Genomic DNA, 23,628 nt, shown 5'->3' with positions numbered 1-23,628 from the left:
CTCGGGCACTATAGGTAATCCTTCTTGGGCCCTATCGCGGGCAAGCCCGCTCCTACAGGTTCAGCACCATCTTTGTAGGAGCGGGATTGCCCGCGATAAGGCCGGAACAGTCTCCGCAGAGAACGAATCGGAAACAGACCCAACGGGTCTACCCCATACAACCTGATAACAGAGGAACGGCCATGGTCCTGCGTTCGGAAATCCTGGTGAACAAAAACGTCATGCCCACTGCGGAGCAGGCCTTGCCTGGGCGCGAGACGCCGATGAGCCTGCCCGAAAAGCACTTCGTGTTCGAAGACACGCCACTGCTTGGCCCCTTCTTCCAGAATGTCGACTTCGCCATCTTCGGCCTCGGCTGCTTCTGGGGCGCCGAGCGCCGCTTCTGGCAGCGCGAGGGTGTGGTCAGCACCGTGGTCGGCTATGCCGGCGGCTTCACCCCCAACCCCACCTACGAAGAGGTCTGCTCGGGCCTGACCGGCCATACCGAAGTGGTCCTGGTGGTGTTCGACAAGGACAAGGTCAGCTACCGCGAACTGCTGGCAATGTTCTGGGAACTGCACAACCCGACCCAGGGCATGCGCCAGGGCAACGACATCGGCACCCAATACCGCTCGGTGATCTACTGCACCAGCCCTGAACAGCTAGAACAGGCCCAGGCCAGCAAGGTCGCCTACCAGGCCGAACTGACCAAAGCTGGTTTCGGCGAGATCACCACCGAAATCGACCAAGCGCCGACCGTCTACTTCGCCGAGGCCTACCACCAGCAGTATCTGGCCAAGAATCCTGATGGTTACTGCGGCATCGGCGGCACCGGTGTTTGCCTGCCACCGAGCCTGCAGGGCAACTGAGGACGCGCCATGGCCAGCATGACCCTGTTCCATTCGCCGTTGTCGCCATTCGTACGCAAGGTCCTGGTGCTGCTGCACGAAACCGGGCAGCAGGACCGCGTCGCGCTACAGACCGTCAACATCAGCCCGGTCGCAGGCGATGACCAGCTCAACCAGAACAACCCCATCGGCAAGCTCCCGACCCTGCGTCTGGACGACGGTACCGTGCTGCATGACAGCCGGGTGATCTGCGAGTACCTCGACTTGCAGCATGTCGGCAACCCGCTGATCCCCCGTGAAGGCTCGGCGCGCTGGCGGCGGCTGACCCTGGCCTCCCAGGCCGATGCGATCATGGATGCGGCGGTGTCGGCGCGCTACGAGAGCTTCCTGCGCCCCGAGGAAAAGCGCTGGGATGGCTGGGTCGAAGCGCAGAACGGCAAGATCCGCCGGTCCCTGGCCAACCTGGAACAGGAGCACCTGGCCGAACTGGCCTCGGTGTTCGACGTAGCCGCGATTGGCGTCGCCTGTGCCTTGGGCTACCTGGACCTACGCCAGCCGGAGTTCGGCTGGCGTGAACAGCAACCGGGACTTGCGGCGTGGTATGCAGAGGTGGCCAAACGACCGTCGCTGGTGGCTACTGCTCCAGTCGCCTGACAAATCATGCCAGTGCGTACTTCGATCAGGTGATCGACGCTATACCGGTAGGAGCCAGCGTCAATTGACGATGCAAGGCACCGCCTTGCCAAGGCAGGTCCGCTTCGCGGCCCATCGCCAGCTGGCCCTGGCTCCTACCTTTATAGTGCGACCGGAATCGCCTTGAACGAACAATAATCCAATCCGCCACGCCAACCACCGCCCCACTTCCCGGTCCGCCCTCATGCCGACCTCCCCACCCGCGCCCAGTCCAGCCGCCGGGTCAGCACCATGAACACCCCAAGCAGTCCAAAACACAGCAGCGACCCCATCAGCAGCGCATAGTCCTCGGCACTGAGCAGCCCGTAGAGCATGGCGTACAGCATCGCCAAGCCCGCCGCGAAGCCGGTTCCACGCCATAGGCTGCGTAACACATGGCTCAGGTAGAAACCGATCAGCAGCACGCAGCCCGAGGCTGACAAGCCATACGCCAGGGCAAAACCCAAATGCTCCGACAATGACAGCAACAGCAGGTAGAAGAATGCCAGGGCCACACCCACGAGGATGTATTGCACCGGGTGCACGCTGAGGTTCTTCAGCACCTCGAAGAGGAAGAAGCCGGCAAAGGTCAGGGCAATGAACAACAAGGCGTACTTGATCGCCCGCTCGCTCTTTAGATACTGGTCCACCGGGTCGACGAAGCTGACGCCGAAGGCGCGCCCGCTGAAGTCCGCGCACTGCCCACTCGTCGCGCACTGGCGCAAGGCATCCTCGAGGTTGGTGGCGAAGAACGAAGTCTGCCAATGGGCCGTGAAGCCCTGATCGTCGATATCCCGTCGGCTCGGCAGGTAGCTGCCGACAAAGCTGGGATGCGGCCAGTTCGCTTGCATGTCCACACGGCTGGTCCGACCGACTGGCAACACATGCAACTGGCCGGTGCCCTGCAAGGCAAGGTCGAACGCGTAGCTGAATTCGCCGGGCGCGGAGTCGTCCACAGCGGGCAAGGCGACATGCACGCCACCGCGCATCCAATCCAGTCCGGTGCCGGCTTCGAACGGCAGGCGCTGGTCGTCGAGGGTCAGCTCCATACCGTTCTCGATGCCACGGATGTCGCTGATGCCGACCACCAGGAACGGCTTGTCGAAACGATAGTCCTCGTAGTCTTTCTCGATACCCCAGCGCTCCGGCACTTTGAAGCGGCCAGCGACCCGGCTCTTGGAGTGGAACAGACGCGCCTGGTAGATACCCCGGGCGCGCAGCTCGGTGTCGATGTCGGCCTTCACCTCGAAGGTTTCCGGCAAAAAGTACAACTGGCCACTGACCGCCTTGGTTTCCTGCACGGTCTGGCCATCCTTGTCGATCCAACGCCGCTCGTACTTGCGGTAGGGCACAACCAGCAAGGGGCCGCTGATCTGCTGGTCGAAGCTGGAGCTTTCGGCGATATCGCGCAGCACGCTGTCACGCAGCGCCTGCCGCTCATCGATCAAGCCGCCGATCATCAGCAGCGGTATCAACAACAGCAACATCAGCGCAGCAATCATGCCGAGCTTGAAACTCAGGGTCTTGTTCATGGGGCTTGGGCTCCGTTTGCGATGGGCGCAGTCTGTGCCGTGCCCGTGGAGCCTTCAGGGAGGGAATGTGGAGAGTCTGTGGGGATTGTGTGGCCCCATGAGCAAAACTGCTTCCACCGCAAGAATCAAGGGCTGCTCAGGATCCTGGGAGACGCTATGCTTCAGAGCAAGTGATGTATTGCCAGTACCGGCCCAATCGCAGGCTCCCACTGGGTGGACTGCATACCTCCGTTCTTGCGGTTGACGCAGAATGGGCCGCACAGTGGCCCCGCAATCAGCTCAGACGCCGCACCGGCAGCCACAGCCGCACACGCACCCCACCCTCGACGTTGTCCACCGCCAGCGCCCCGCCATGCAATTGCATCACTTCGTCGACGAAGTTCAACCCCAACCCCGTGCTCTTGCGTCCGCTGCCAGGACGCGGCAAGGAGTAGAACCGCTCGCTGACCCGCCCAATGGCATAGTCGGGAATCGCCTCAGCCTGGTTGAACAGGCTCAGAGCAACGCGCTCGCCAGCCTGCTCCAACTCGAACAGCAACATGCCACCAGGCGGTGTGAAGTCCAAGGCATTCTCCAGCAGGTTGGCCAACGCCTGACGCATCAGGAACGGATCACACAGCAGCCTCGCCCCCACTGGCACACGCTGACGTACCTGCAACTCTGAGGCCTCGATACGAGCGTCGTGAGCCAGCAACAGCTCATCGATGAGTGCCGCCAAGACTACCTGCTGCTCATCCTCCAGCGTCTGCATCTGCTCGACCTGGGCCAGGTTGAGCAAGCGCTCGATCATTTGCTGCAGCCGGGCGCTCTCGCGCTCGATATTGCCGGCGAAGCGCTCGCGCTGGAGTGCCGGCATATCACCCTGGAGCAGCTCGGAGGCGCCGCGAATGGCCGCCAGCGGGCTTTTCAACTCATGGGTCAGGGTGTGCACGTAGCGCTCGACATAGGCCTTGCCCTCCAACTGCGTGCGCATGCGCTCCACCGCCGAAGCTAGCTGCGCCAGCTCGCCACCGCGATAATGCGGCAAGGCCGCCCGCTCACCCTCGCTGACCGCCTGGGCGTAGCGGGTCAAGCGCCACAGCGAGCGCGCCAGCCACCACGACAGCGCCGCCCCCATCAACAGGCCCAGGCCGATCAAGCCCAGCCCCAAGTGCAGCAAGCGCCGCTCGGCGCGATCGATATAGGGCTGCAGCGAGCTGTTGGGCTTGGCCACAGTGACCACGCCAATGATCTGGCCGTTGTCGAGGATCGGCGCGGCCACATGCATCACCGAGGTCGACTCGTCATCCGGATCGCTACGGGTCGAGCGCGCGCCATACTGGCCGCGCAAGGTCAGGTAGACGTCATTCCAGCGCGAATAGTCCTGCCCCAGCGCCACGCCACTGGAATCGAGCAAGACCACTCCCTTGGCATCGGTGACGTAGATGCGGTGGTTCACCTGGTTCTTCGCCAGGCCCCAGATATCTGCACCCGGACGGCGCTGGCCATAGGCTTCGAGCGCTTGGGGTAAGTGGCTCTGGCCGAGGGTGCCGGCCTTGACGTCATCGTGGAGGATCTCAGCCAGTAGGTTGGCGGTGTCGACCAGCGTCTCCTCAGTGGACTGGCGTACACCTGGGCGGATCTGCTCGCGCACTGTGTTGAGAATGAAGTAGCCAGTCAGGCCGACGAACAGGAAGTAGACCAGGAAGATACGGATGCCCAGGCGCATCAGCTATGACCTGGGCTGTAGCTGTAGCCCAGGCCGCGATGGGTCTGGATCGGCTCGGCAGCGGCGGCGACCTGGCGCAGCTTGGCGCGCAGACTCTTGATATGGCTGTCAATGGTCCGCTCGTAGCCAGCGTCCGAGGCCACGCCCAGGGCATCGAGCAACTGCTCGCGGCTGAACACCCGCTCCGGTTGCTCCAGCAGGCATTGCAGCAGGCGGAACTCATGGCGGGTCAGGCTCAGTGGCTGCCCATGGTAGGTGATCTGCATACGCAGGGTGTCGAGTTGGAACGGCCCCATGCTGGCAGCCGGTTCAGGTCGTGGCGCCATGCGTTTGAGGATCGCCCGCACCCGCGCCGCCACCTCGCGTGGGCTGAAAGGCTTGACCACATAATCGTCAGCGCCGATCTCCAGGCCCACCACCCGGTCGATTTCGGCATCGCGGGCACTGAGGAACATCACCGGCACCTCGCTGAAGCGACGTAACTGGCGGCAGGTTTCGAAGCCACTGATGTCCGGCAAGCCGATGTCGAGGATGACCAAGTCAGCTGGATGCAAGCGCTGTTGTTCGAGGGCGGCGCTGCCCAAGGTCACCCATTCGGTGCTGTGGCCGTCGGCCTGCAAGGCATAAACCAGCGTATCGGCGATGGCAGCTTCGTCTTCGACGATGAGGATATGGGGCATTCTGAGCTTCAAGCCTCAAGCGGCAAGCTTCAAGTAGAAGCGGACCGCGTGAAATTACACTGAATCGCTCTTTCTTGCAGCTTGCAGCAGCAGTGTCAGCAATCCGGCTTGCCCGCGGTGAACTTGCGCGCTGGGTTCACCGCAGCCTTGAACTCGCGCAAGGCCTTGGCTCCGATCAGCAGCGGATAGTTGAAGCTGCTGCGGTCGGTCAGGTTGACCTCGACGGTGCGCTTTATGTCACCCAAGCAGAGTTCCAGCTCTACCACCGGGCGCCTGGCCACTTCGGGGCTTTCACGTTCTTCTTCCTCGTCGGCGCGGCTTTTGATTTTGCTGATGCGCGCGACCTTGTGTTCATAGACCTTGCCGTCGGCATCCTTGGTCGCCAGACGGAAGCGCACCCACTCTTCGCCGTCGCGGGTGAAGCGCTCGATGTTCCTGGCCGACAGCGAAGCGGTCAAGGCGCCGGTGTCCATCTTGGCTTTGAGGGTCTCGCCGATCTCCGGCAGGCCGATGTATTCGTAACGCCCGTAGAGGGTCGGGTCCGCGGCCATGACTGGCAGGGCCAGCAGCGACAACAGTGCGAGCAAAGGTTTCACAGGATACGCTTCCTTGAAATGGGACAGTGATTAGACTGCGCGGGCAGGATAGGTTCGTTGCATAAGATTACCCAACATAATGTGAAACATTTGTCTGCCCCGACTCGGCCGTGCCATTTGGCGTAGGCTCTGGCGCTGATTATCATTGCCAATCGTTTAAACCTGACAACAAGAGTTTTTCTATGCGTCGCCTGCTGACCGGCATTTTCGTGACCCTCCTGCTGCTGCTCAACACCCTGGTGCTGATCGGCCCGCTGCTGGTCTTCGCCCTGCTCAAACTATTGCTGCCCGGCCGCTACCGCGACTATGCCTCTTGGGCGGTGATGTGGATCGCCGAGACCTGGTCAGAAATCGACAAGGCGATCTTCGCCCTTTGCATCCCCACCCAATGGGACATCCGTGGCATCGAAAAACTGCGCCAGGACACCTCCTACCTCTGCGTGAGCAATCACCAGAGCTGGGTCGACATCCCCGCCCTGATCGAAAGCCTCAACCGCCGGGTGCCGTTCTTCAAGTTCTTCCTCAAGAAGGAGCTGATCTGGGTGCCACTGCTGGGCCTGGCCTGGTGGGGGCTGGATTATCCGTTCATGAAGCGCTACAGCAAGGCCTTCCTGGAAAAACACCCGGAGCTCAAAGGCAAGGACCTGGAAATCACCAAGGCCGCTTGCGAGCTGTTCAAGCGCCAGCCGGTCACCGTGGTCAACTATCTCGAAGGGACCCGCTTCAGCGAGGCCAAACGCCTGGCGCAGCAGTCGCCCTACAAGCATCTGCTCAAGCCCAAGGCCGGCGGCGTGGCCTTCGTGCTGGCGGCATTGGGTGAACAGCTCGATGCATTGCTGGACGTCACCATCGTCTACCCCGGCGACAAGGCTCCCGGGTTCTGGGACCTGCTCAACGGCAGCATCAGCCGGGTGATTATCGATATCCGCGTGCATGAGCTGGACCCAGCGTTGTGGGCTGGGGATTACGAGAACGATCCGGCCTTCCGCCAGACCGTGCAGGCCTGGGTGAACCAGCTGTGGGAGGAGAAGGATCAGCGGATCGAGCAGTTGCGCGCCCAGATGCGCTGAGATCTTCGTTGTCTGATCCGACCTATTCGCGGGCAAGCCCGCTCCTACAGAGACCGCGCTGTCTTTGCAGGGGTGGGCTTGTCCACGAGTGAGCCCCCACTGAAATCCGATCAAAATCCAGATTTATAATTGAAATAAGCAATTCTTTGTTTGTCATCATCCATATAGATGGATAAAAATCGATCAACACACAACTACAAGAAAGCCAGGATCGATCGATGGCAAATCAACCTTGCACCCCCGCTGAGGCCGCTTCCCCTCAACTGCGCCGTGTACTGGGGCTCCCCGCCCTGGTGTTCTTTGGCTTGGTCTACATGGTCCCGCTGACCATCTTCACCACCTATGGCATCGTCACCGAAATTACCGGTGGACGCACCGCCGGGGCCTACCTGGTGACCCTGCTGGCGATGCTGTTCACCGCCGCCTCCTATAGCTTCATGGTCAAGCGCTTTCCGGTCGCAGGCTCGGCGTACTCCTACACCAACCTGGCGTTCGGGCCCAACGTCGGTTTTCTCGCCGGCTGGTCGCTGCTACTCGACTACCTGTTCATTCCGATGATCAACTACCTGCTGATCGGTCTGTTCCTCAACATCGCCTTCCCAGCCATCCCCGCATGGACCATCGTACTGGCGTCGATTGCCCTGGTCACAGTGCTCAACGTGGTCGGCATCCACTCGGTGGCCAAGGCCAGCAACCTGATCGTCGGCGCGCAGATCGTGTTCATCGGAGTATTCGTTGCCCTATCCTGCCAAACGCTGGCCGGCCAACCGATCGACCTGCTCTCGCCGCTGTTGGGTGATGGCACCCAACCAGGCTTCGGCCCGTTGATGGCGGGCGCAGCAGTACTGTGCCTGTCGTTCCTCGGCTTCGATGCCGTCTCGACCCTGGCCGAAGAATGCCGCGACGCTCGCCGCGACGTGCCAAGAGCAATCATCCTGACCACGCTGTTTGCCGGCGTGCTGTTCACCTTGCTGGCCTACGTCAGCCAACTGGTGTTTCCCGGCAGCACTTTCGCCAATGCCGATGCGGCGGCGAACGAGGTGATGTTCAAAGCGGGTGGGCAGTTCCTGGCCAACTTCTTCACCGCAGCGTTCGTCGCCGGCAGCCTGGGTTCGGCGCTGGCGTCGCAGGCCGCTGTATCGCGCATTCTGTTCACCATGGGCCGTGACAAAGTGCTGCCACAGCGCACCTTCGGCTACCTTTCGCCACGCTTCGGCACGCCGGCATTCGCCATCCTGCTGGTATCGACGTTCTCGCTGTTGGCCTTGGTGATAGATCTCGCCACCCTCGCCTCGCTGATCAGCTTCGGTGCGCTGGTGGCGTTCTCGGCGGTGAACCTGGCGGTGGTGAAAACCCATCTGGTGAACAACGACTCGCACCGCAACCTCAAAGGCTTGCTGCGCTATGGCGTGGTGCCACTGGTGGGGTTGGGCCTGACATTGTGGCTGTGGACCAGCCTGTCGGCGCTGACGCTGGTGATCGGGCTATGCTGGTTTGCTCTGGGCCTGGCTTACCTAGCGGTGCTGACCGCTGGCTTCCGCCGCCCGGTAACCCTAGTGGATTTCTCCGAAGCTACCTGACCTGCGCAGATAAAATTGGCGCCGGATGCTCTTGTGGGAGCGGCCTTGTGTCGCGAGTGCTGGGGCCGCTGCGCGGCCCTTTAGCGACACAAGGCCGTTCCCACAGGAGGAGTGCCAAGCCGTTAAACCGAGGGCTGGGCCAACGGCGCGGGGGTGGTCCACAGGCTAGCCAGGTTCTGCAGCAACGAACCGGCAATCCCCTGCTGGCCCAGGTACTGCAGAATCAACGGCGCAAACTGCCCGATCATGCCGGTATCCATGCCCAAGGCTTTGAAGGCGCTGTCCAGGTCGCTGCGATTCTCAACGTTGTTACCCAACGCATTGCTCAATGCCGACTGGCTTTCGCTGTTCTTGCCCAGCATCTCGCCCAGCCCACTCAACCCGCCCAGCGCATTGGCGCCAGACAGCAGGTCCAGCCCAGGCACGGCCTTGGTCAACTGACCGTAATCGTCAGCGCTCAGGTTATTGCGCGCCAGCCCCAGCATCGCCCCTGCTCCGCCCACGGCCTGCTCGGGGGTGATCTTCAGTTCACTGCCCAGGGTGTTGAGCAGGTTGGCCTGCGCCTCGGGCGCCTGCACCTGGCCTTGTTGTTTCTGGTTCTGCATGGCCGACACGGCGCTGGCGGCGTCGCTGAGGTTGAAGGCGAACACCGGGCTTGCGGCCAGGGTCATCAGGGTTGCAAGGGTGAGTGCTTTCATCGGAGGGACCTCGTCGGCCGGAATGGCTTGGGAAACGAGGCATTCGACTGAATGTTTCAAGATTTGTTCCAAGCCATATATCGGGCTGCCTGGCTCCTCGAAAACTATCCCACCTAGCATTTCTGCTAGTTGTGCATTTGATCCTGAGCGACAGACACTGACACCAGTCCTGAGCGTGGTCCAGCAAGTCAATTATATTGGATGGGATAAGCGAATTAGCATTCAGCAGCATTTCTATCAGGGCAGCAATCTACATAGTATCAAGTCGAGCGCCCAGACAAACTTACTGTTTCGTCATCAGGACAGGCCACTAGCGGAACGGCGCGGGGCAAACCAAGCGAGTTTACTTGGCTCCGACCTTGCTCGATCTGTACTGACGGGCCATAACTCATCGTCACCAAAACGTTTTTCTTATACCCCGTACGGGTACATTCCCGACGGGATAGAAGCAACGTCGTCGCTAAATTTCAATGGTGAACATAGAGATCCGCTCGACTTCTACCTGCTGGGAAATGGGTATCGCGCTTACAACCCGGTACTTATGTGATTCCATTCACCGGATTCCATGAGCCCGTTTGGGAAGGGTGGGTTAAATGCGGACGCCTATTGTAAGGGAGATCCAATAAACCATAGAGGTCCTACGGGTCATTTCGCGGCACTCTTCGCAATCGCTATGTTGATCATTATAATAGTTATAGCGCTCGTCATAGTTGGTCTGACACAATTGAGTAAGATTCGACCTAGGCATACAAGATCGGCTAGCTACGAATCTTCAAGAATCAGGCGTTAGGATTTGCCAAGATGGGCTGGCCTGTTTGCGAGCCTCCCATAATAACTCGCTCTCGTCCCAGGGGATTGGTCGCCAGTGAGATTGCGCGGCACTACAGCCCGCAAGACGAGCCATGAACAAAGCCCCTCAATATGAGGGGCTTTTCATTACATCACGGCATCACGCCGCGCCCCACATCTTGTGCGGGTCGATCACGAATTTCTTCGGCACACCAGCATCGAACTCGCCATAGCCTTCCGGCGCCTGATCCAGGTTGATCACCTGCACGCCCACCACCTCAGCAATGTTGATGCGGTCCCACATGATTGCCTGCATCAGCTGGCGGTTGTACTTCATGGTCGGGGTCTGGCCGGTGTGGAAGCTGTGCGACTTGGCCCAGCCCAGGCCGAAGCGGATGCTCAGCGCGCCGATCTTGGCGGCGGCATCCACCGCGCCCGGGTCTTCGGTCACGTATAGGCCTGGGATACCGATGCTGCCGGCAACGCGGGTCACCTGCATCAGCGAGTTCAGCACGGTAGCCGGGGCCTCGTGCTTGGCGCCTTCGTGGCCATGGCCGCGCGCTTCGAAGCCTACGGCATCGACCGCGCAGTCCACTTCCGGCTCGCCAAGAATGTCGATGATCTGCTCGTGCAGCGGGGTGTCCTTGGACAGGTCGACCACTTCGAAGCCCTGGGACTTGGCGTGGGCCAGGCGCGCTGGGTTGAGGTCGCCGACGATGACGCAGGCTGCGCCCAGCAGGCGGGCCGAAGCCGCAGCGGCCAGACCGACCGGACCAGCCCCCGCAACATACACGGTGCTGCCTGGGCCAACGCCAGCAGTCACGGCACCGTGGTAGCCAGTGGGCAAGATGTCGGACAGGCAGGTCAGGTCACGGATCTTCTCCATGGCCTTGTCGCGGTCCGGCAGTTTCAGCAGGTTGAAGTCGGCGTAGGGCACCAGCACGTATTCGGCCTGGCCGCCGGTCCAGTCGCCCATGTCGACATAACCGTAGGCACCGCCGGCACGGGCCGGGTTGACGGTGAGGCAGACGCCGGTGTGCATCTCTTTGCACGAGCGGCAGCGGCCGCAGGCGACGTTGAACGGTACGGACACCAGGTCACCGATCTTCAGGCGTTCGACGTCACCCCCCATCTCGATGATTTCACCGGTGATTTCATGGCCCAGGACCAGCCCGACCTGGGCAGTGGTGCGGCCACGCACCATGTGCTGGTCAGAGCCGCAGATGTTGGTGGAGACCACCTTGAGGATCACGCCGTGTTCGATCTTCTTGCCACGCGGGTCCTGCATTTTCGGGTAGTCGATCTTCTGCACCTCGACCTTGCCGGCGCCGAGATACACCACTCCACGATTGCCAGACATGCTCTTACCTCGCTTGATTTGTATTTATGCAGCGTTGGTTGAAGCGCCGCCTTCCATGGACGGCATGTGTTACTGGAATGGGGGAATTGTGGGCTTGTGGCAGGGCAGCACCGTGACTGGAAACGACAGTGGCTTGTCATTGGGCGTCAGAGAGGGATGGCTGGGTTTAGCAGTGTTTCAGGAGAGTCGCCAGGGTCGTTTTGCGCCCCATCGCAGGCAAGCCAGCTCTACAGATACGGCGCTGTACCTGTAGGAGCTGGCTTGCCTGCGATGGGCTGCAAAGCAGCCCCAAAAACGTCAGAGCACCACAGTACGATTAGCGTTGAGAAACACCCGCCGCTCGATGTGATAACCAATAGCCCGCGCCAGGGTCAGGCATTCAATATCGCGCCCCTTGGCGATCAGGTCTTCGGGGTAATGACTGTGATCCACTACCTCGACGCCCTGGGTGATGATCGGCCCTTCGTCGAGATCGTTGTTGATGTAGTGAGCAGTGGCACCTACCAGTTTCACGCCCTTGTTGTAAGCCTGATGGTAGGGCTTTGCACCCTTGAAGCCAGGTAGCAACGAGTGGTGGATGTTGATCGCCCAGCCATCGAGCCGGCGGCATAGCTCCGGCGATAGCACCTGCATATAGCGGGCGAGGATCACTAGCTCGGCGCCGGTCTCTTCGATTACCTGCAACACCTTGCGCTCCTGGGACGGTTTGTCCTTGGGGTCGAGGGGGAAGTGGTAATAGGGGATGCGGTGCCAGTCCGCCAGCGGTTCGAGGTCGGGATGGTTGGAGATCACTGCGACCACATCCATCGCCAGCTGGCCGATGCGCTGGCGATACAGCAAATCGTTCAGGCAATGGTCGGCCTTGGACACCATGATCACCACCTTCGGGCGGTGATTGGGTGCGGTCAGTTCGAAGACCATGCCGAAGGCCTCGCCGCGCTCGCCCAGGGCAGCGCGGAATCCGGCTTCATCGAAGTCCTCCGGCTGACGGAACTCGACGCGGATGAAGAAGCGTCCGGAGAGCCGGTCATCGAAGGAGTGGTGTTCCGTGACGTAGCAACGCTGTTCGTAGAGAAAGCGCGTCACTACATCGACGGTGCCGAGCAGGCTCGGGCAGTCGGCGGTGAGGATCCAGGTGTCCGGAGCTCTGCTCATGGGGTGCCCTCCTAGGCCTCGATGCTCAGGCCGTATTCGGCCGAAGCGTCCTGCAGCCACAGCCACCAGTAGTCGGAGAAGCTGCGGCGGATCACCAACTCCCAGGTGTCTTCAGCCGTGCGACGGATCACCAGTTGCGACTTGGCGAACACGGTGCCGACGGCCTTGCCGACCGGGAAGTTGTTCGGGTGAACATCATAGCTGGTGGACTTCATCAGCACGTCGCGCACGTTGGGGCCGCGCAGTTCGAGCAGGGTCTGCCCGCCACTGACGTTGACCACCTGGATATGCTGGCCATCGAGGGCGTCGCGCAGCTTCTGCTCGACGGCGAACTCCTGGCCGCCGGGGACGATCAGCAACCACTCGTCAGGACCGACCCACTGCAGCGACATTTCGGCATTGGCGACCACGGTCAGGGCCACCGGCAGCTCCAGGCCCAGGGCTTTGTGCACACCGGCGGCGAAGACCGGATCGTGGCCGTCACCACGCAGGGTGAGGTGGCCGAGGAATTTCCTTTCACGCAGGGTCACGCCTGCGTTCTTGCGGCCCTTGCCAACCAGGCTGGCCAGGTCGGCGTGGTGCAACGGCGACTGAGCCTTGGCATCGGCGCCGGGGTTTTGCTGGAAGACGTTGATAGCGCTCATTTCTTACCTGCCTTGAATTCTGTTGGTCCGAGCGGCGGCGGCCTTGTAGGAGCGGGCTTGCCCGCGATGCGATGGTGGCTTCACCGCCTCACTCGCGGGTAAGCCCGCTCCTCTAGGTTCAACGCTGCCTTCAGTGCCTTAAACGTTCTGCCGCTCACCCTTCGGATCGAAGAACACCGAAGATACGATCTCCGCCTCGATCACGCTGCCATCGGCCTGCGGCGAGTAGACACGCTCACCCATGCGCTTGAGGCCGCCCTTGACCACACCCATGGCGAACGAATAGCCCAGGGAGTTGGCCGCATAGCTGGAGGTGACGTGACCGACCATGTCCATCGGGATCGGTTGCTTCGGATCGAACACCAACTGGGCGCCTTCGGGCAGCCATTTGGTCGGGTCCACCGGCTTGAGGCCGACCAGTTGCTTGCGGTTCTCGCGCACGCAGTCCTCGCGGTTCATGCCTCGCAGGCCGATCCAGGAGAACGGCTTGTTGCGGCCGACGCACCAGCTCATATTGAGGTCGTCCGGGGTCATCGAGCCGTCGGTGTCCTGGCCAACGATGATGAAGCCCTTCTCGGCGCGCAGGACGTGCATGGTCTCGGTGCCGTACGGGGTCAGGTTGTACTTCTTGCCGGCCTCGACGATCTGCTCCAACACCCCCATGGCGTAGTTGGCCTGAACGTTGACTTCGTACGACAGCTCGCCAGTGAAGGAGATACGGAACACCCGCGCCGGCACGCCGCCGACCAGGCCTTCCTTCCAGCTCATGAACGGGAAGGCTTCCTTGTCCAGGTCGATGTCGGTCAGCTCGGCCAGCAGCTTGCGACTGTTGGGGCCGGACAGAGTCATGGTCGCCCAGTGGTCGGTGACCGAGGTGAAATACACCTTCATCTCTGGCCATTCGGTCTGGTGGTACAGCTCCAGCCACTGCAGCACACGGGCGGCGCCGCCGGTGGTGGTGGTCATGATGAAGTGGTTGTCGCCGACGCAGGCAGTCACGCCGTCGTCGAAGACCATGCCGTCTTCCTTGCACATCAGGCCGTAGCGGGCCTTGCCCACATCGAGCTTGGTCCAGGCGTTGCTGTAGATGCGGTTGAGGAACTCGCGGGCATCCGGGCCCTGGATATCGATCTTGCCCAGGGTCGAGGCATCGAGCAGGCCCACGCTGTCGCGCACGGCCTTGCATTCACGTTCGACAGCGGTGTGGATGTCTTCGCCCGGCTTGGGGAAGTACCACGGACGCTTCCATTGGCCGACGTCTTCGAATTCGGCGCCATTCTTCACGTGCCAGGCATGCAGGGCGGTGAAGCGCACGGGCTCGAACAGATGGCCACAGTGCCGGCCCGCTACCGCGCCGAAGGTCACCGGCGTGTAGTTGGGGCGGAACATGGTGGTGCCCATTTCCGGAATGCTGATGCCCAGCGAACGGGCGGCGATGGCCAGGCCGTTGATGTTGCCCAACTTGCCTTGGTCGGTCCCGAAGCCCAGGGCGGTGTAGCGCTTGACGTGCTCGACCGACTCGAAGCCTTCGCGGGTGGCCAGTTCGATGCCGGCTGCGGTGACGTCGTTCTGTTGGTCGACGAACTGCTTGGGTGCACGGTTAGTGCCCTTGTCGTGCGGCACCTGGAACAGCGCCACGGTGGCCTCTTCCTTGCGTTCCACAGTCTTGGGCAGGCTGCCGGCGACGGCCTTGAAGCCCGCCTCGGTGGCTGCGCACACGCCGCCCTCGAAACCATCGGCCAGCACATCGCCGAGTGGGTAGACGCCGTTCACACCACCGACACAGACGCGCTTCTGCGGCGCGTCGCCCGGAACGAAGCCGAGGATGTCCTCGCGCCATACCGGACGGCCGCCCAGATGCGAGGCCAGGTGGACGATCGGGCTGTAGCCGCCGGAGGTGGCGATCAGGTCGCAGTCGAGCACTTCGCCAGGGCTGGTGACCTTGTGCGCCTGTACATCGATGGCGGCGATGCGGGCGCCGGTCACGTGCTTGCTGCCACGGGCTTCGATCACTGCGCTGGAGGTCAGGATGCGGATGCCTTTGGCACGCGCTTCCTCGACCAGCGAGCCACGCGGGTTGTGCCGGGCGTCGGCGATGGCGACCACTTGCAGGCCGGCGTCATGCCAGTCCAGGGCAGTGCGGTAGGCGTGGTCGTTGTTGGTCGATAGCACCAGCTTGCGGCCTGGGGCCACGCCATAACGGCGCACGTAAGTGGAGACGGCACCGGCAAGCATGTTGCCCGGGACATCGTTGTTGCCGTACACCAGCGGCCGCTCGTGGGCACCTGCAGCCAGTACCACTTGCTTGGCGCGGACACGGTGCACGCGCTGGCGAACCTGGCCGATCGGCGCGCGGTCACCGAGGTGGTCGGTCAGGCGCTCATGAATGGTCAGGAAGTTGTGGTCGTGGTAGCCGTTGACCGTGGCGCGGGGCAGCAGGGTCACTTCCGGCAAGCTCTGCAGCTCGGCGATGGTGGCGGCGACCCAGTCGGCAGCAGGCTTGCCGTCGAGGGTTTCGCGGCTGTCCAGCAGGCTGCCGCCGAACTCTTCCTGCTCGTCGGCGAGGATCACCCGCGCACCGCTGCGACCAGCGGCCAATGCCGCAGCCAGACCGGCAGGGCCTGCGCCGACCACCAGCACGTCACAGTGCTGGTTCATGTAGTCGTAGCTGTCCGGGTCGTTCTGCAGCGGTGCGCGACCGAGGCCCGCGGCCTTGCGGATGTACTTCTCGTAGGTCATCCAGAACGACTTGGGATACATGAAGGTCTTGTAGTAGAACCCGGGCGGCATCATGCTGCCGCCGACCTTGCCAAGGATGCCCATGACGTCGTTGTTGACGTTCGGCCAGCCGTTGGTGCTGGTGGCCACCAAGCCGGAATACAGGGCCTGCTGGGTGGCACGCACGTTGGGAATCTGGGTAGCTTCGCTGGAGCCGATTTGCAGGATGGCGTTCGGCTCTTCGGTACCTGCGGCGACGATGCCGCGTGGACGCGAATACTTGAAGCTACGGCCGACGATGTCGACGCCGTTGGCCAGCAGGGCCGCGGCCAGGGTGTCACCGGCATAGCCCTGGTAGGTCTTGCCGTTGAAGGTGAAGTTCAGGACCTTGCTGCGGTCGATACGGCCGCCGCTGGCGAGACGATAGGTCTGGCTCATACTTTTTCCCCCTGGCCCTTGACGGTCGACTGGGCGTTGCTCTGCTTGCCGCTGGCGGTCACTTGCGGCTTCTCGCCGATCTTGTAGGTTTCCAGGATCTCGTAAGTCACCGTGTCACGGGTGACGTTGAAGTACTGCCGGCAGCCGGCGACGTGGTCCCACAGCTCGTGGTGAATGCCACGCGGGTTGTCACGGAAGAACATGTAGGTACCCCACTCCTCGTCGCTGCAGGCGTTGGGGTCCAGCGGGCGGGCGATGTGGGCCTGGCCCGAGGCATGGAACTCTTCTTCGGAGCGCAGCTCGCCGCAATGGGGACAGAAAATTTGCAACATGACAGTGTCTCCGGTTAGTGGGCGACGGCGGCGGCGCCGTGTTCGTCGATCAGTGCGCCGTTGTAGAAACGGTCGATGGAGAAAGGCGCGGCCAGCGGGTGCATCTCGCCCTTGGCCAAGCTCGCCGCGAAGACGTTGCCCGAACCCGGGGTGGCCTTGAAGCCACCGGTGCCCCAACCGCAGTTGAAGAACATGTTCTTGACCGGGGTCTTGGAGATGATCGGGCAGGCGTCTGGAGTGGTGTCGACGATGCCGCCCCATTGGCGGTTCATGCGCACCCGCGAGAGGTTCGGGAACATCTCGACGATGGCCTGCAGGGTGTGTTCGATGATCGGGTAGGAACCCCGCTGGCCGTAGCCGACCCAGCCGTCGATGCCGGCGCCGATAACCAGGTCGCCCTTGTCTGACTGGCTGATGTAGCCGTGCACGGCGTTGGACATGATCACGCTGTCGATGATCGGTTTGATCGGCTCGGACACCAGCGCTTGCAGCGGGTGGGATTCGATCGGCAAGCGGAAGCCAGCCAGACGCGCCATGTGACCAGAGTTGCCGGCGGTGACCACGCCGACGCGCTTGGCGCCGATGAAGCCTTTGTTGGTTTCGACGCCGATCACAGCGCCGTTTTCCTTGCGGAAGCCAGTGACCTCGGTCTGCTGGATCAGGTCTACGCCCAAAGCATCGGCGGCGCGGGCGAAGCCCCAGGCCACGGCGTCATGGCGGGCCACGCCGCCCCGACGTTGCACGGTGGCGCCGAGGATCGGGTAACGGGTGTTCTTCGAGCAGTCCAGGTAAGGGATCTCCGCCGCCACCTGAGCGGTATCGAGCAGTTCGCCGTCCACGCCGTTGAGGCGGTTGGCGCTGACCCGGCGCTCGGAGTCACGCATGTCCTGCAGGGTGTGGCACAGGTTGTAGACGCCACGCTGGGAGAACATCACGTTGTAGTTGAGGTCCTGGGACAGGCCCTCCCACAGTTTCATGGCGTGCTCGTACAGATGCGCCGACTCGTCCCACAGGTAGTTGGAACGCACGATGGTGGTGTTACGGGCGGTGTTGCCGCCGCCCAGCCAGCCCTTCTCGACCACGGCCACGTTGGTGATGCCGTGCTCCTTGGCCAGGTAGTAGGCCGTTGCCAGGCCATGGCCGCCACCGCCGACGATGACCACGTCGTAGACCTTTTTCGGGGTCGGCGTGCGCCACATGCGCTGCCAGTTCTCATGGTGGCTGAGCGAGTGCTTGAAGAGGCCGAAGCCTGAATAACGTTGCATAGTCGTTTACTCCACTCAGCGGTAAACCGGGAAATCTGCACAGAGTGCCGAGACGTGCTGGGCCACATTGGCTTCGACGTCGGCATCACCGAGGTTGTCGAGGATGTCGCAGATCCAGCCGGCCAGCGCCACGCACTGGGCGACCTTGAAGCCGCGGGTGGTAACCGCCGGGGTGCCGATGCGCAGGCCGGAGGTGACGAACGGCGACTGTGGGTCGTTCGGCACGGCGTTCTTGTTGACGGTGATATGGGCGCGGCCAAGGGCGGCGTCGGCGTCCTTACCGGTCAGGCCCTGGCGGATCAGGCTGACTAGGAAGAGGTGGTTGTCGGTACCACCGGAAACCACATCGTAGCCACGCTCGATGAAGACCTGGGCCATGGCCTGGGCGTTCTCGATGACCTGCTTCTGGTAGGTCTTGAAGCCAGGCTCCAGGGCCTCCTTGAAGCACACGGCCTTAGCGGCGATGACGTGCATCAGCGGGCCGCCCTGGGCGCCCGGGAAGACAGCGGCGTTGAGCTTCTTCTCGATCTCTTCGTTGCTGCGCGCCAGGATCAGGCCGCCACGTGGCCCACGCAGGGTCTTGTGGGTAGTGGTGGTGACGACGTCAGCGTACGGCAGTGGGTTCGGGTACAGGCCAGCGGCGACCAGGCCGGCGACGTGGGCCATGTCGACGAACAGATAAGCGCCGACCTTGTCGGCGATTTCACGGAAGCGCGGAAAGTCGAGGGTCTTGGAGTAGGCCGAGAAGCCGGCAACGATCATCTTCGGCTTGTGTTCAACGGCCAGGCGCTCGACTTCGTCATAGTCGATCAGCCCGGTATTGGTGTCGATGCCGTACTGCACGGCGTTGTACAGCTTGCCCGAGGACGACACCTTGGCGCCGTGGGTCAGGTGGCCGCCATGGGCCAGGCTCATGCCCAGGATCGTGTCGCCGGCCTGCAGCAGGGCCAGGTACACGGCGCTGTTGGCGGAGGAGCCCGAGTGCGGCTGGACGTTGGCGTAATCGGCGCCGAACAGTTGCTTGGCGCGGTCGATAGCCAGTTGTTCGACCTTGTCAACGTGCTCGCAGCCACCGTAGTAGCGCTTGCCTGGGTAGCCCTCGGCGTATTTGTTGGTCAGGCCGCTGCCCTGGGCCTGCATCACGCGCTTGCTGGTGTAGTTCTCCGAGGCGATCAGCTCGATGTGATCTTCCTGGCGCAGTTCTTCGGCATTCATCGCCGCCAGCAGTGCGTCGTCGTAACCCTGGATCTGGTCTTGCTTGCTGAACATCGTGTATCTCCCGGCAGCGATCATTTCTTGTCTGATGGACCCGTGGTCCTTTGCAGCGATGGTATGACCGGCGCAGGGTACCCAGATGCCTGCGCACGCCTTGCAATGGCGCGTTTACGACATTCGTTCCAGGCATGGAGACAGGAGGTGTGTCAGCCAGGGCCCTTTCGCGGGAAGGCTCGCTCCCAAAGGGGTGGGCGGGGTTATCCTTGAGCCCGCCTGGCCGCGAACAGTCCGGCATGACAGCCACTGAAACCGGTTCATGCGCAGCTTGTATAGGCAACCGTTTCAGCGATGGTTTAGAGTGCTGTTCTGCGTCGTTCACAGGACCGTGTCATGACAGATCAAAGCCAACAATTCGCCAGCGACAACTATTCCGGCATCTGCCCCGAAGCCTGGGCGGCGATGGAAAAGGCCAACCAGGGCCACGAGCGCGCCTATGGCGACGACCAGTGGACCGAGCGCGCCGCCGACCACTTCCGCCAACTGTTCGAAACCGACTGCGAAGTGTTCTTCGCTTTCAACGGCACCGCCGCCAACTCCCTGGCCCTGGCCTCACTGTGCCAGAGCTACCACAGCGTGATCTGCTCGGAGACCGCCCACGTCGAGACCGACGAATGTGGCGCGCCGGAGTTCTTCTCCAACGGCTCCAAGCTGCTGACAGCACGCAGTGTCGACGGCAAGCTGACACCGGAGTCGATCCGCGAGGTCGCGCTCAAGCGCCAGGACATCCACTATCCCAAGCCGCGCGTGGTGACCCTGACCCAAGCCACCGAGGTTGGTAGCGTCTATCGCCCGGACGAGCTCAAGGCAATCAGCGCCACCTGCAAGGAGCTGGGCCTGAACCTGCATATGGACGGCGCCCGCTTCAGCAACGCCTGCGCCTTCCTCGGCTGCTCGCCGGCCGAGCTGACCTGGAAGGCCGGGGTCGACGTGCTGTGCTTTGGCGGCACGAAAAACGGCATGGCGGTCGGTGAGGCTATCCTATTCTTCAACCGCGACCTGGCCGACGACTTCGACTACCGCTGCAAGCAGGCCGGGCAACTGGCATCGAAGATGCGTTTCCTCTCCGCCCCCTGGGTGGGTCTGCTGGAAGATGGCGCCTGGCTGCGCCATGGCACCCACGCCAACCATTGCGCGCAACTGCTCAGCAGCCTGGTGAGCGACATTCCGGGCGTCGAACTGATGTTCCCGGTAGAAGCCAACGGAGTGTTCCTGCAGATGCCTGAAGCCGCGATCGAAGCCCTGCGCAACAAGGGCTGGCGCTTCTATACCTTCATTGGCAGCGGTGGGGCGCGGTTCATGTGCTCATGGGACACCCAGGAGGCGCGCGTGCGCGAACTGGCGGCGGATATCCGCTCGATCATCGGTGCCTGACAAAAACCGCCTCGGGGCTGCAAAGCAGCCCTTCTCAGCGCTTCACAGGGCGCTCTGTGCGACCTTGTGTCGCGATCGAGCGTGAAGCGCTCGCTATCAAAGCTTGAACCCACCCATCTGCCGCGCCAGGTCCTCAGCCAGCCCACGCAGCGCCCGGCAGTCTTCCCGGCACATCTGCACCTCGGCAGCCGTCTCCCGGGCCAGGTCGGAAATCCCCTGCACGGTGCGGTTGATCTCTTCGGTCACTGCCGACTGCTCTTCGGTGGCGGTCGCCACCTGCTGGTTCATGTCGCTGATGTGATCGACCTGATCGGTAATGGCTCCGAGCGACGTTCCGGTACGCTGGCTGGACTCCACCCCGGTACCGGTCGCTTGCTGTCCGGCCTGCATCGAGGCCACCGCCGTGCCAGCTCCCTGCTTGAGACGCTGGATCATCTGCTGCACTTCGTCGGTTGAAGCCTGAGTGCGCCGCGCCAGGGTTCGTACTTCATCGGCGACCACGGCAAACCCCCGGCCCATTTCCCCGGCCCGCGCAGCCTCGATGGCGGCATTGAGCGCCAGCAGGTTGGTCTGTTCGGAAATACCGCGAATCACCGCCAATACCTCATCGATCGAGGCAACTTCATCAGCCAACTGGCTCACCGCCTCAGCCGCCTGGCCGATGTCGCCAGACATGCCTTCAATATGCTGGATCGACCGGCGCACCACCTCCCGGGCCAGCAGCGCTTCACTGCGCGCCGTCTCCGAGGCTTGGGCGGCGTTGCCGGCGTTCTGAGCGATGTCCTGCACGGTCAGCCCCATCTCGTGCACCGCGGTGGCTACCATTTCGGTCATTTCCTGCTGGCGGCCGGAACGTTCGGTGGTGTTCTCCACTACCCGGCTCACCTGCTCCACCGAGCGGTGCAGGCGCTCGGTGGTGCGAAGCACTTCGCCGATCAAACCACGCTGGCTGTCCAAGAAGCGGTTGAAACCGCGAGCCAGGTCGCCGAGCTCATCCTGTCGGGTCTCGTCCAGCCGATGGGTCAGGTCGCCAGCGCCACTGCCGATCTCCATCAGTGCAGCGGTGACCCGACGGATTGGCCGCACCAAGCCGCGAGCCAACAGCACCACCAGTAGCAGTGAGACCAGCGCCACGGCCCCGCCTATCAGGCTGGTCAGCCACACCGCCTGGTGCATCTGCGCATAGATTTGCGATTCCGGGACCTCGGCAACCAGGGTCCAGTTCAGGTCGCGCAAGGGCAGGCTCAAGGCCAGGTACTCCTCACCGTCCCGGGTAAAACGGCCGCTGCTCAAGCCCTCATGCTGGCCGAGTGCGACCTTGGCCGCCGCCGTGCCGATCTGCTCGCTCAACTGGCGCTTGCCACTGAACTCGCTCTGCGGATGAACCTGGATCAGCCCATCATTGCGTACCAGGAACACCCGTCCATGCTCGCCAAAACTGAAGTCACGAATCAGCTTCGACAGCTCGGCCATGCGCAGCCCCATGCCGGCGATGCCGACCAACTGCCCATCCTTCTCGATGCGGTAATCGATGAACAGCGCCAGCTCACCGGTCGCGCCATCGATGTCGATATTGACCAAGCGCTCGGCGCCGCTGTCGACATAGCCATAGAACCACTGGTCCTTGGGGTTGCCACGGCTGAGGGTGCGGTCCAGGCCTTTCTCGTTGTAGTAATGGCCGGTCGCGGTCGCGGCAAATAGCGTAGTAAAGGCCTGGTTGCGCTGCCGCGCCGCCTCCAGGTACTCGACGAAGCGCGGCGCCTGGGCCGGATCTTCACCGGCGGCCAGCCAGTCGCGCAGCAAGGTGTTGCCGGCGATATCGGCGGCGGCGACCAGGGGCTTGCCGAGCATCCGCTCGATATCGTTGCGGATCGCTTCGACACTGGCCGGCAGGGCGGTGTCGAGCAGATAGCGCTCCGTGAGGCGATTGACCGCCACGGTATAGATCGCCACCACCACCAGTATGCTCAGCAGTAAAGCCGCGCCCATACTGCCAATCAATTGCCACTGGATACTCCGCCGCCAGATCCGCATACCCTTCCTCCCCAGGAACTATGTGCGGGAGAAGTGTATACACTCAAGTATCCAGTTATTCCAGCAATCTAAGACAGGCACAAAAAACCCGTAGGAAAGGGCTTGCCTGCGATTGCGTCGGTCGAATCACCATCGCAACCGCAAGCAAGCCCTCTCCTGCAGGGGTTTGGGCAATACGTTTATTGTTCGCCGATAGTACGGACGATGGCCTCGACCGTAGCGTCGATCTGTGCCTGGGTGCGCTCAAGCGCCTGCTGGTGCTCTTTCTGCATTTCGATCTGCTTGGAACACAGGTTCAAGGCCGCCAGTACCAGCAGTTTGTCACCGATCAGGGTCGGGTATTGGCGCTTGGTTTCGGCCAGGGACGCATTGAGCATCTGAACGGCTTGCGCCAGGGTCTGTTCCTGGCCTTCGGGCGCCTTGATCGAATAGTCGTTGCCAAGGATCGACACGACGTTGATCGGCTGCGCTTGCAGTCTCATGCGTTGACGGCACCCGCGCTGGCGCTGGCGCGCTCAACCAGAGCCTGGATACGCGCGGCGGTGGCGCCGTGCTTTTCTTCCTGCTCCATCAGCGACAGTTGCAGGCTGTCGTTTTCTTCTTTGGCCTGGGCCAGTTCCTGGCTCAGTTGAGCGTTCTGTTCAGCCAGTTGGGCGTTCTTCTGCACCAGGTCGTTGACCAGTTGCTCGAGTTGATTCAGGGATGCTTCCAGCATGGGGTTTATCTCGGGTTGTTGCAAAGGGCGCACACGATAAAGAAAACCTCGCGCCCTCGCCAGGAATATCGGGAATAGAGGCTTCGGCCTGGTGCAGATTGACAGGCATATCCGCTCCTTGTTCCGACCTGGGTCAACCGCCCGTCAGGAAACCGGTAGCTGCTGCTCG

Annotated in this window: 20 protein-coding genes; 5 read left to right on the top strand and 15 right to left on the bottom strand. The window is 62.2% G+C overall.

Annotation, left to right across the window (positions count from 1 at the left end):
- Positions 1-182: 182 nt before the first annotated feature.
- Positions 183-848, top strand: coding sequence for a peptide-methionine (S)-S-oxide reductase MsrA (msrA, locus tag ACYU03_RS02145; protein ID WP_461887902.1), 666 nt, complete (start codon positions 183-185; stop codon positions 846-848).
- 9 nt (positions 849-857) lie between these two features.
- Entirely contained in the window at positions 858-1,481 is a 624-nt protein-coding gene (locus ACYU03_RS02140) for a glutathione S-transferase (RefSeq protein ID WP_461887901.1), read from the top strand.
- Positions 1,482-1,702: 221 nt separating this feature from the next.
- Here the strand turns inward: ACYU03_RS02140 and creD are convergent, their stop codons facing one another.
- The 4 genes from creD to rloA2 all read right to left on the bottom strand — a co-directional run bounded on the left by creD (position 1,703) and on the right by rloA2 (position 6,015).
- Positions 1,703-3,031 (bottom strand): cell envelope integrity protein CreD, encoded by a 1,329-nt coding sequence (gene creD / locus ACYU03_RS02135; RefSeq protein ID WP_461887900.1) that lies wholly within the window; start codon positions 3,029-3,031, stop codon positions 1,703-1,705.
- 274 nt (positions 3,032-3,305) lie between these two features.
- Positions 3,306-4,739, bottom strand: coding sequence for a two-component system sensor histidine kinase CreC (gene creC, locus ACYU03_RS02130; protein WP_461887899.1), 1,434 nt, complete (start codon positions 4,737-4,739; stop codon positions 3,306-3,308).
- The gene (gene creB / locus ACYU03_RS02125) at positions 4,739-5,419 is read right to left on the bottom strand and encodes a two-component system response regulator CreB (protein ID WP_461887898.1); all 681 of its coding nucleotides are present in this window, start codon (positions 5,417-5,419) and stop codon (positions 4,739-4,741) included. The genes creC and creB overlap by 1 nt, the downstream gene beginning before the upstream one ends.
- A gap of 95 nt (positions 5,420-5,514) precedes the next feature.
- Positions 5,515-6,015, bottom strand: coding sequence for a retropepsin-like aspartic peptidase RloA2 (rloA2, locus tag ACYU03_RS02120; RefSeq protein WP_461887897.1), 501 nt, complete (start codon positions 6,013-6,015; stop codon positions 5,515-5,517).
- A 182-nt stretch (positions 6,016-6,197) separates the two neighbouring features.
- On the opposite strand from rloA2, the gene ACYU03_RS02115 reads away from it, so the two are divergent.
- Positions 6,198-7,085: an acyltransferase gene (locus tag ACYU03_RS02115; protein WP_461887896.1), complete on the top strand. Its 888-nt coding sequence runs from the start codon at positions 6,198-6,200 to the stop codon at positions 7,083-7,085.
- A 218-nt stretch (positions 7,086-7,303) separates the two neighbouring features.
- Positions 7,304-8,665 carry an APC family permease gene (locus tag ACYU03_RS02110; RefSeq protein WP_461887895.1) on the top strand — a complete coding sequence of 454 codons (1,362 nt, stop codon included), beginning with the start codon at positions 7,304-7,306 and terminating at the stop codon, positions 8,663-8,665.
- Between the two features lie 122 nt (positions 8,666-8,787).
- On the opposite strand, the gene ACYU03_RS02105 is transcribed toward ACYU03_RS02110, so the two are convergent.
- The 8 genes from ACYU03_RS02105 to glyA form a co-directional block, all read right to left on the bottom strand.
- The gene (locus ACYU03_RS02105; RefSeq protein WP_461887894.1) at positions 8,788-9,363 is read right to left on the bottom strand and encodes a DUF2780 domain-containing protein; all 576 of its coding nucleotides are present in this window, start codon (positions 9,361-9,363) and stop codon (positions 8,788-8,790) included.
- A 949-nt stretch (positions 9,364-10,312) separates the two neighbouring features.
- A complete protein-coding gene (fdhA, locus tag ACYU03_RS02100; RefSeq protein ID WP_461887893.1) occupies positions 10,313-11,512 on the bottom strand; it encodes a formaldehyde dehydrogenase, glutathione-independent in 1,200 nt (399 codons plus the stop codon).
- Between the two features lie 297 nt (positions 11,513-11,809).
- Entirely contained in the window at positions 11,810-12,667 is an 858-nt protein-coding gene (purU, locus tag ACYU03_RS02095) for a formyltetrahydrofolate deformylase (protein ID WP_461887892.1), read from the bottom strand.
- 11 nt (positions 12,668-12,678) lie between these two features.
- Entirely contained in the window at positions 12,679-13,311 is a 633-nt protein-coding gene (locus ACYU03_RS02090) for a sarcosine oxidase subunit gamma (RefSeq protein ID WP_461887891.1), read from the bottom strand.
- 138 nt (positions 13,312-13,449) lie between these two features.
- Positions 13,450-16,467 carry a sarcosine oxidase subunit alpha gene (locus tag ACYU03_RS02085; RefSeq protein ID WP_461887890.1) on the bottom strand — a complete coding sequence of 1,006 codons (3,018 nt, stop codon included), beginning with the start codon at positions 16,465-16,467 and terminating at the stop codon, positions 13,450-13,452.
- The gene (locus ACYU03_RS02080; RefSeq protein ID WP_461887889.1) at positions 16,464-16,799 is read right to left on the bottom strand and encodes a sarcosine oxidase subunit delta; all 336 of its coding nucleotides are present in this window, start codon (positions 16,797-16,799) and stop codon (positions 16,464-16,466) included. Before ACYU03_RS02080 ends, ACYU03_RS02085 begins: the two co-directional genes overlap by 4 nt.
- A gap of 14 nt (positions 16,800-16,813) precedes the next feature.
- A complete protein-coding gene (locus tag ACYU03_RS02075; protein ID WP_461887888.1) occupies positions 16,814-18,064 on the bottom strand; it encodes a sarcosine oxidase subunit beta family protein in 1,251 nt (416 codons plus the stop codon).
- 15 nt (positions 18,065-18,079) lie between these two features.
- Positions 18,080-19,333, bottom strand: coding sequence for a serine hydroxymethyltransferase (gene glyA, locus ACYU03_RS02070; RefSeq protein WP_461887887.1), 1,254 nt, complete (start codon positions 19,331-19,333; stop codon positions 18,080-18,082).
- Between the two features lie 336 nt (positions 19,334-19,669).
- Here glyA and ACYU03_RS02065 point away from each other — a divergent pair, with 336 nt between their 5' ends.
- The gene (locus ACYU03_RS02065) at positions 19,670-20,710 is read left to right on the top strand and encodes a threonine aldolase family protein (protein WP_461887886.1); all 1,041 of its coding nucleotides are present in this window, start codon (positions 19,670-19,672) and stop codon (positions 20,708-20,710) included.
- A 96-nt stretch (positions 20,711-20,806) separates the two neighbouring features.
- Here ACYU03_RS02065 and ACYU03_RS02060 read toward each other — a convergent pair whose 3' ends face one another.
- The 3 genes from ACYU03_RS02060 to ACYU03_RS02050 all read right to left on the bottom strand — a co-directional run bounded on the left by ACYU03_RS02060 (position 20,807) and on the right by ACYU03_RS02050 (position 23,459).
- Positions 20,807-22,744, bottom strand: a complete 1,938-nt coding sequence (locus ACYU03_RS02060; protein ID WP_461887885.1) for a methyl-accepting chemotaxis protein — start codon at positions 22,742-22,744, stop codon at positions 20,807-20,809.
- A gap of 179 nt (positions 22,745-22,923) precedes the next feature.
- The gene (locus ACYU03_RS02055; RefSeq protein WP_461887884.1) at positions 22,924-23,226 is read right to left on the bottom strand and encodes a cell division protein ZapA; all 303 of its coding nucleotides are present in this window, start codon (positions 23,224-23,226) and stop codon (positions 22,924-22,926) included.
- Positions 23,223-23,459 carry a hypothetical protein gene (locus tag ACYU03_RS02050; RefSeq protein ID WP_461887883.1) on the bottom strand — a complete coding sequence of 79 codons (237 nt, stop codon included), beginning with the start codon at positions 23,457-23,459 and terminating at the stop codon, positions 23,223-23,225. The genes ACYU03_RS02055 and ACYU03_RS02050 overlap by 4 nt, the downstream gene beginning before the upstream one ends.
- Positions 23,460-23,628: the final 169 nt, after the last annotated feature.

The sequence above is a fragment of the Pseudomonas sp. X10 genome (assembly GCF_054889225.1).
The sequence above is the reverse complement of the archived record's forward strand: the minus strand, read 5'-3'. Positions and strand labels throughout refer to the sequence as shown.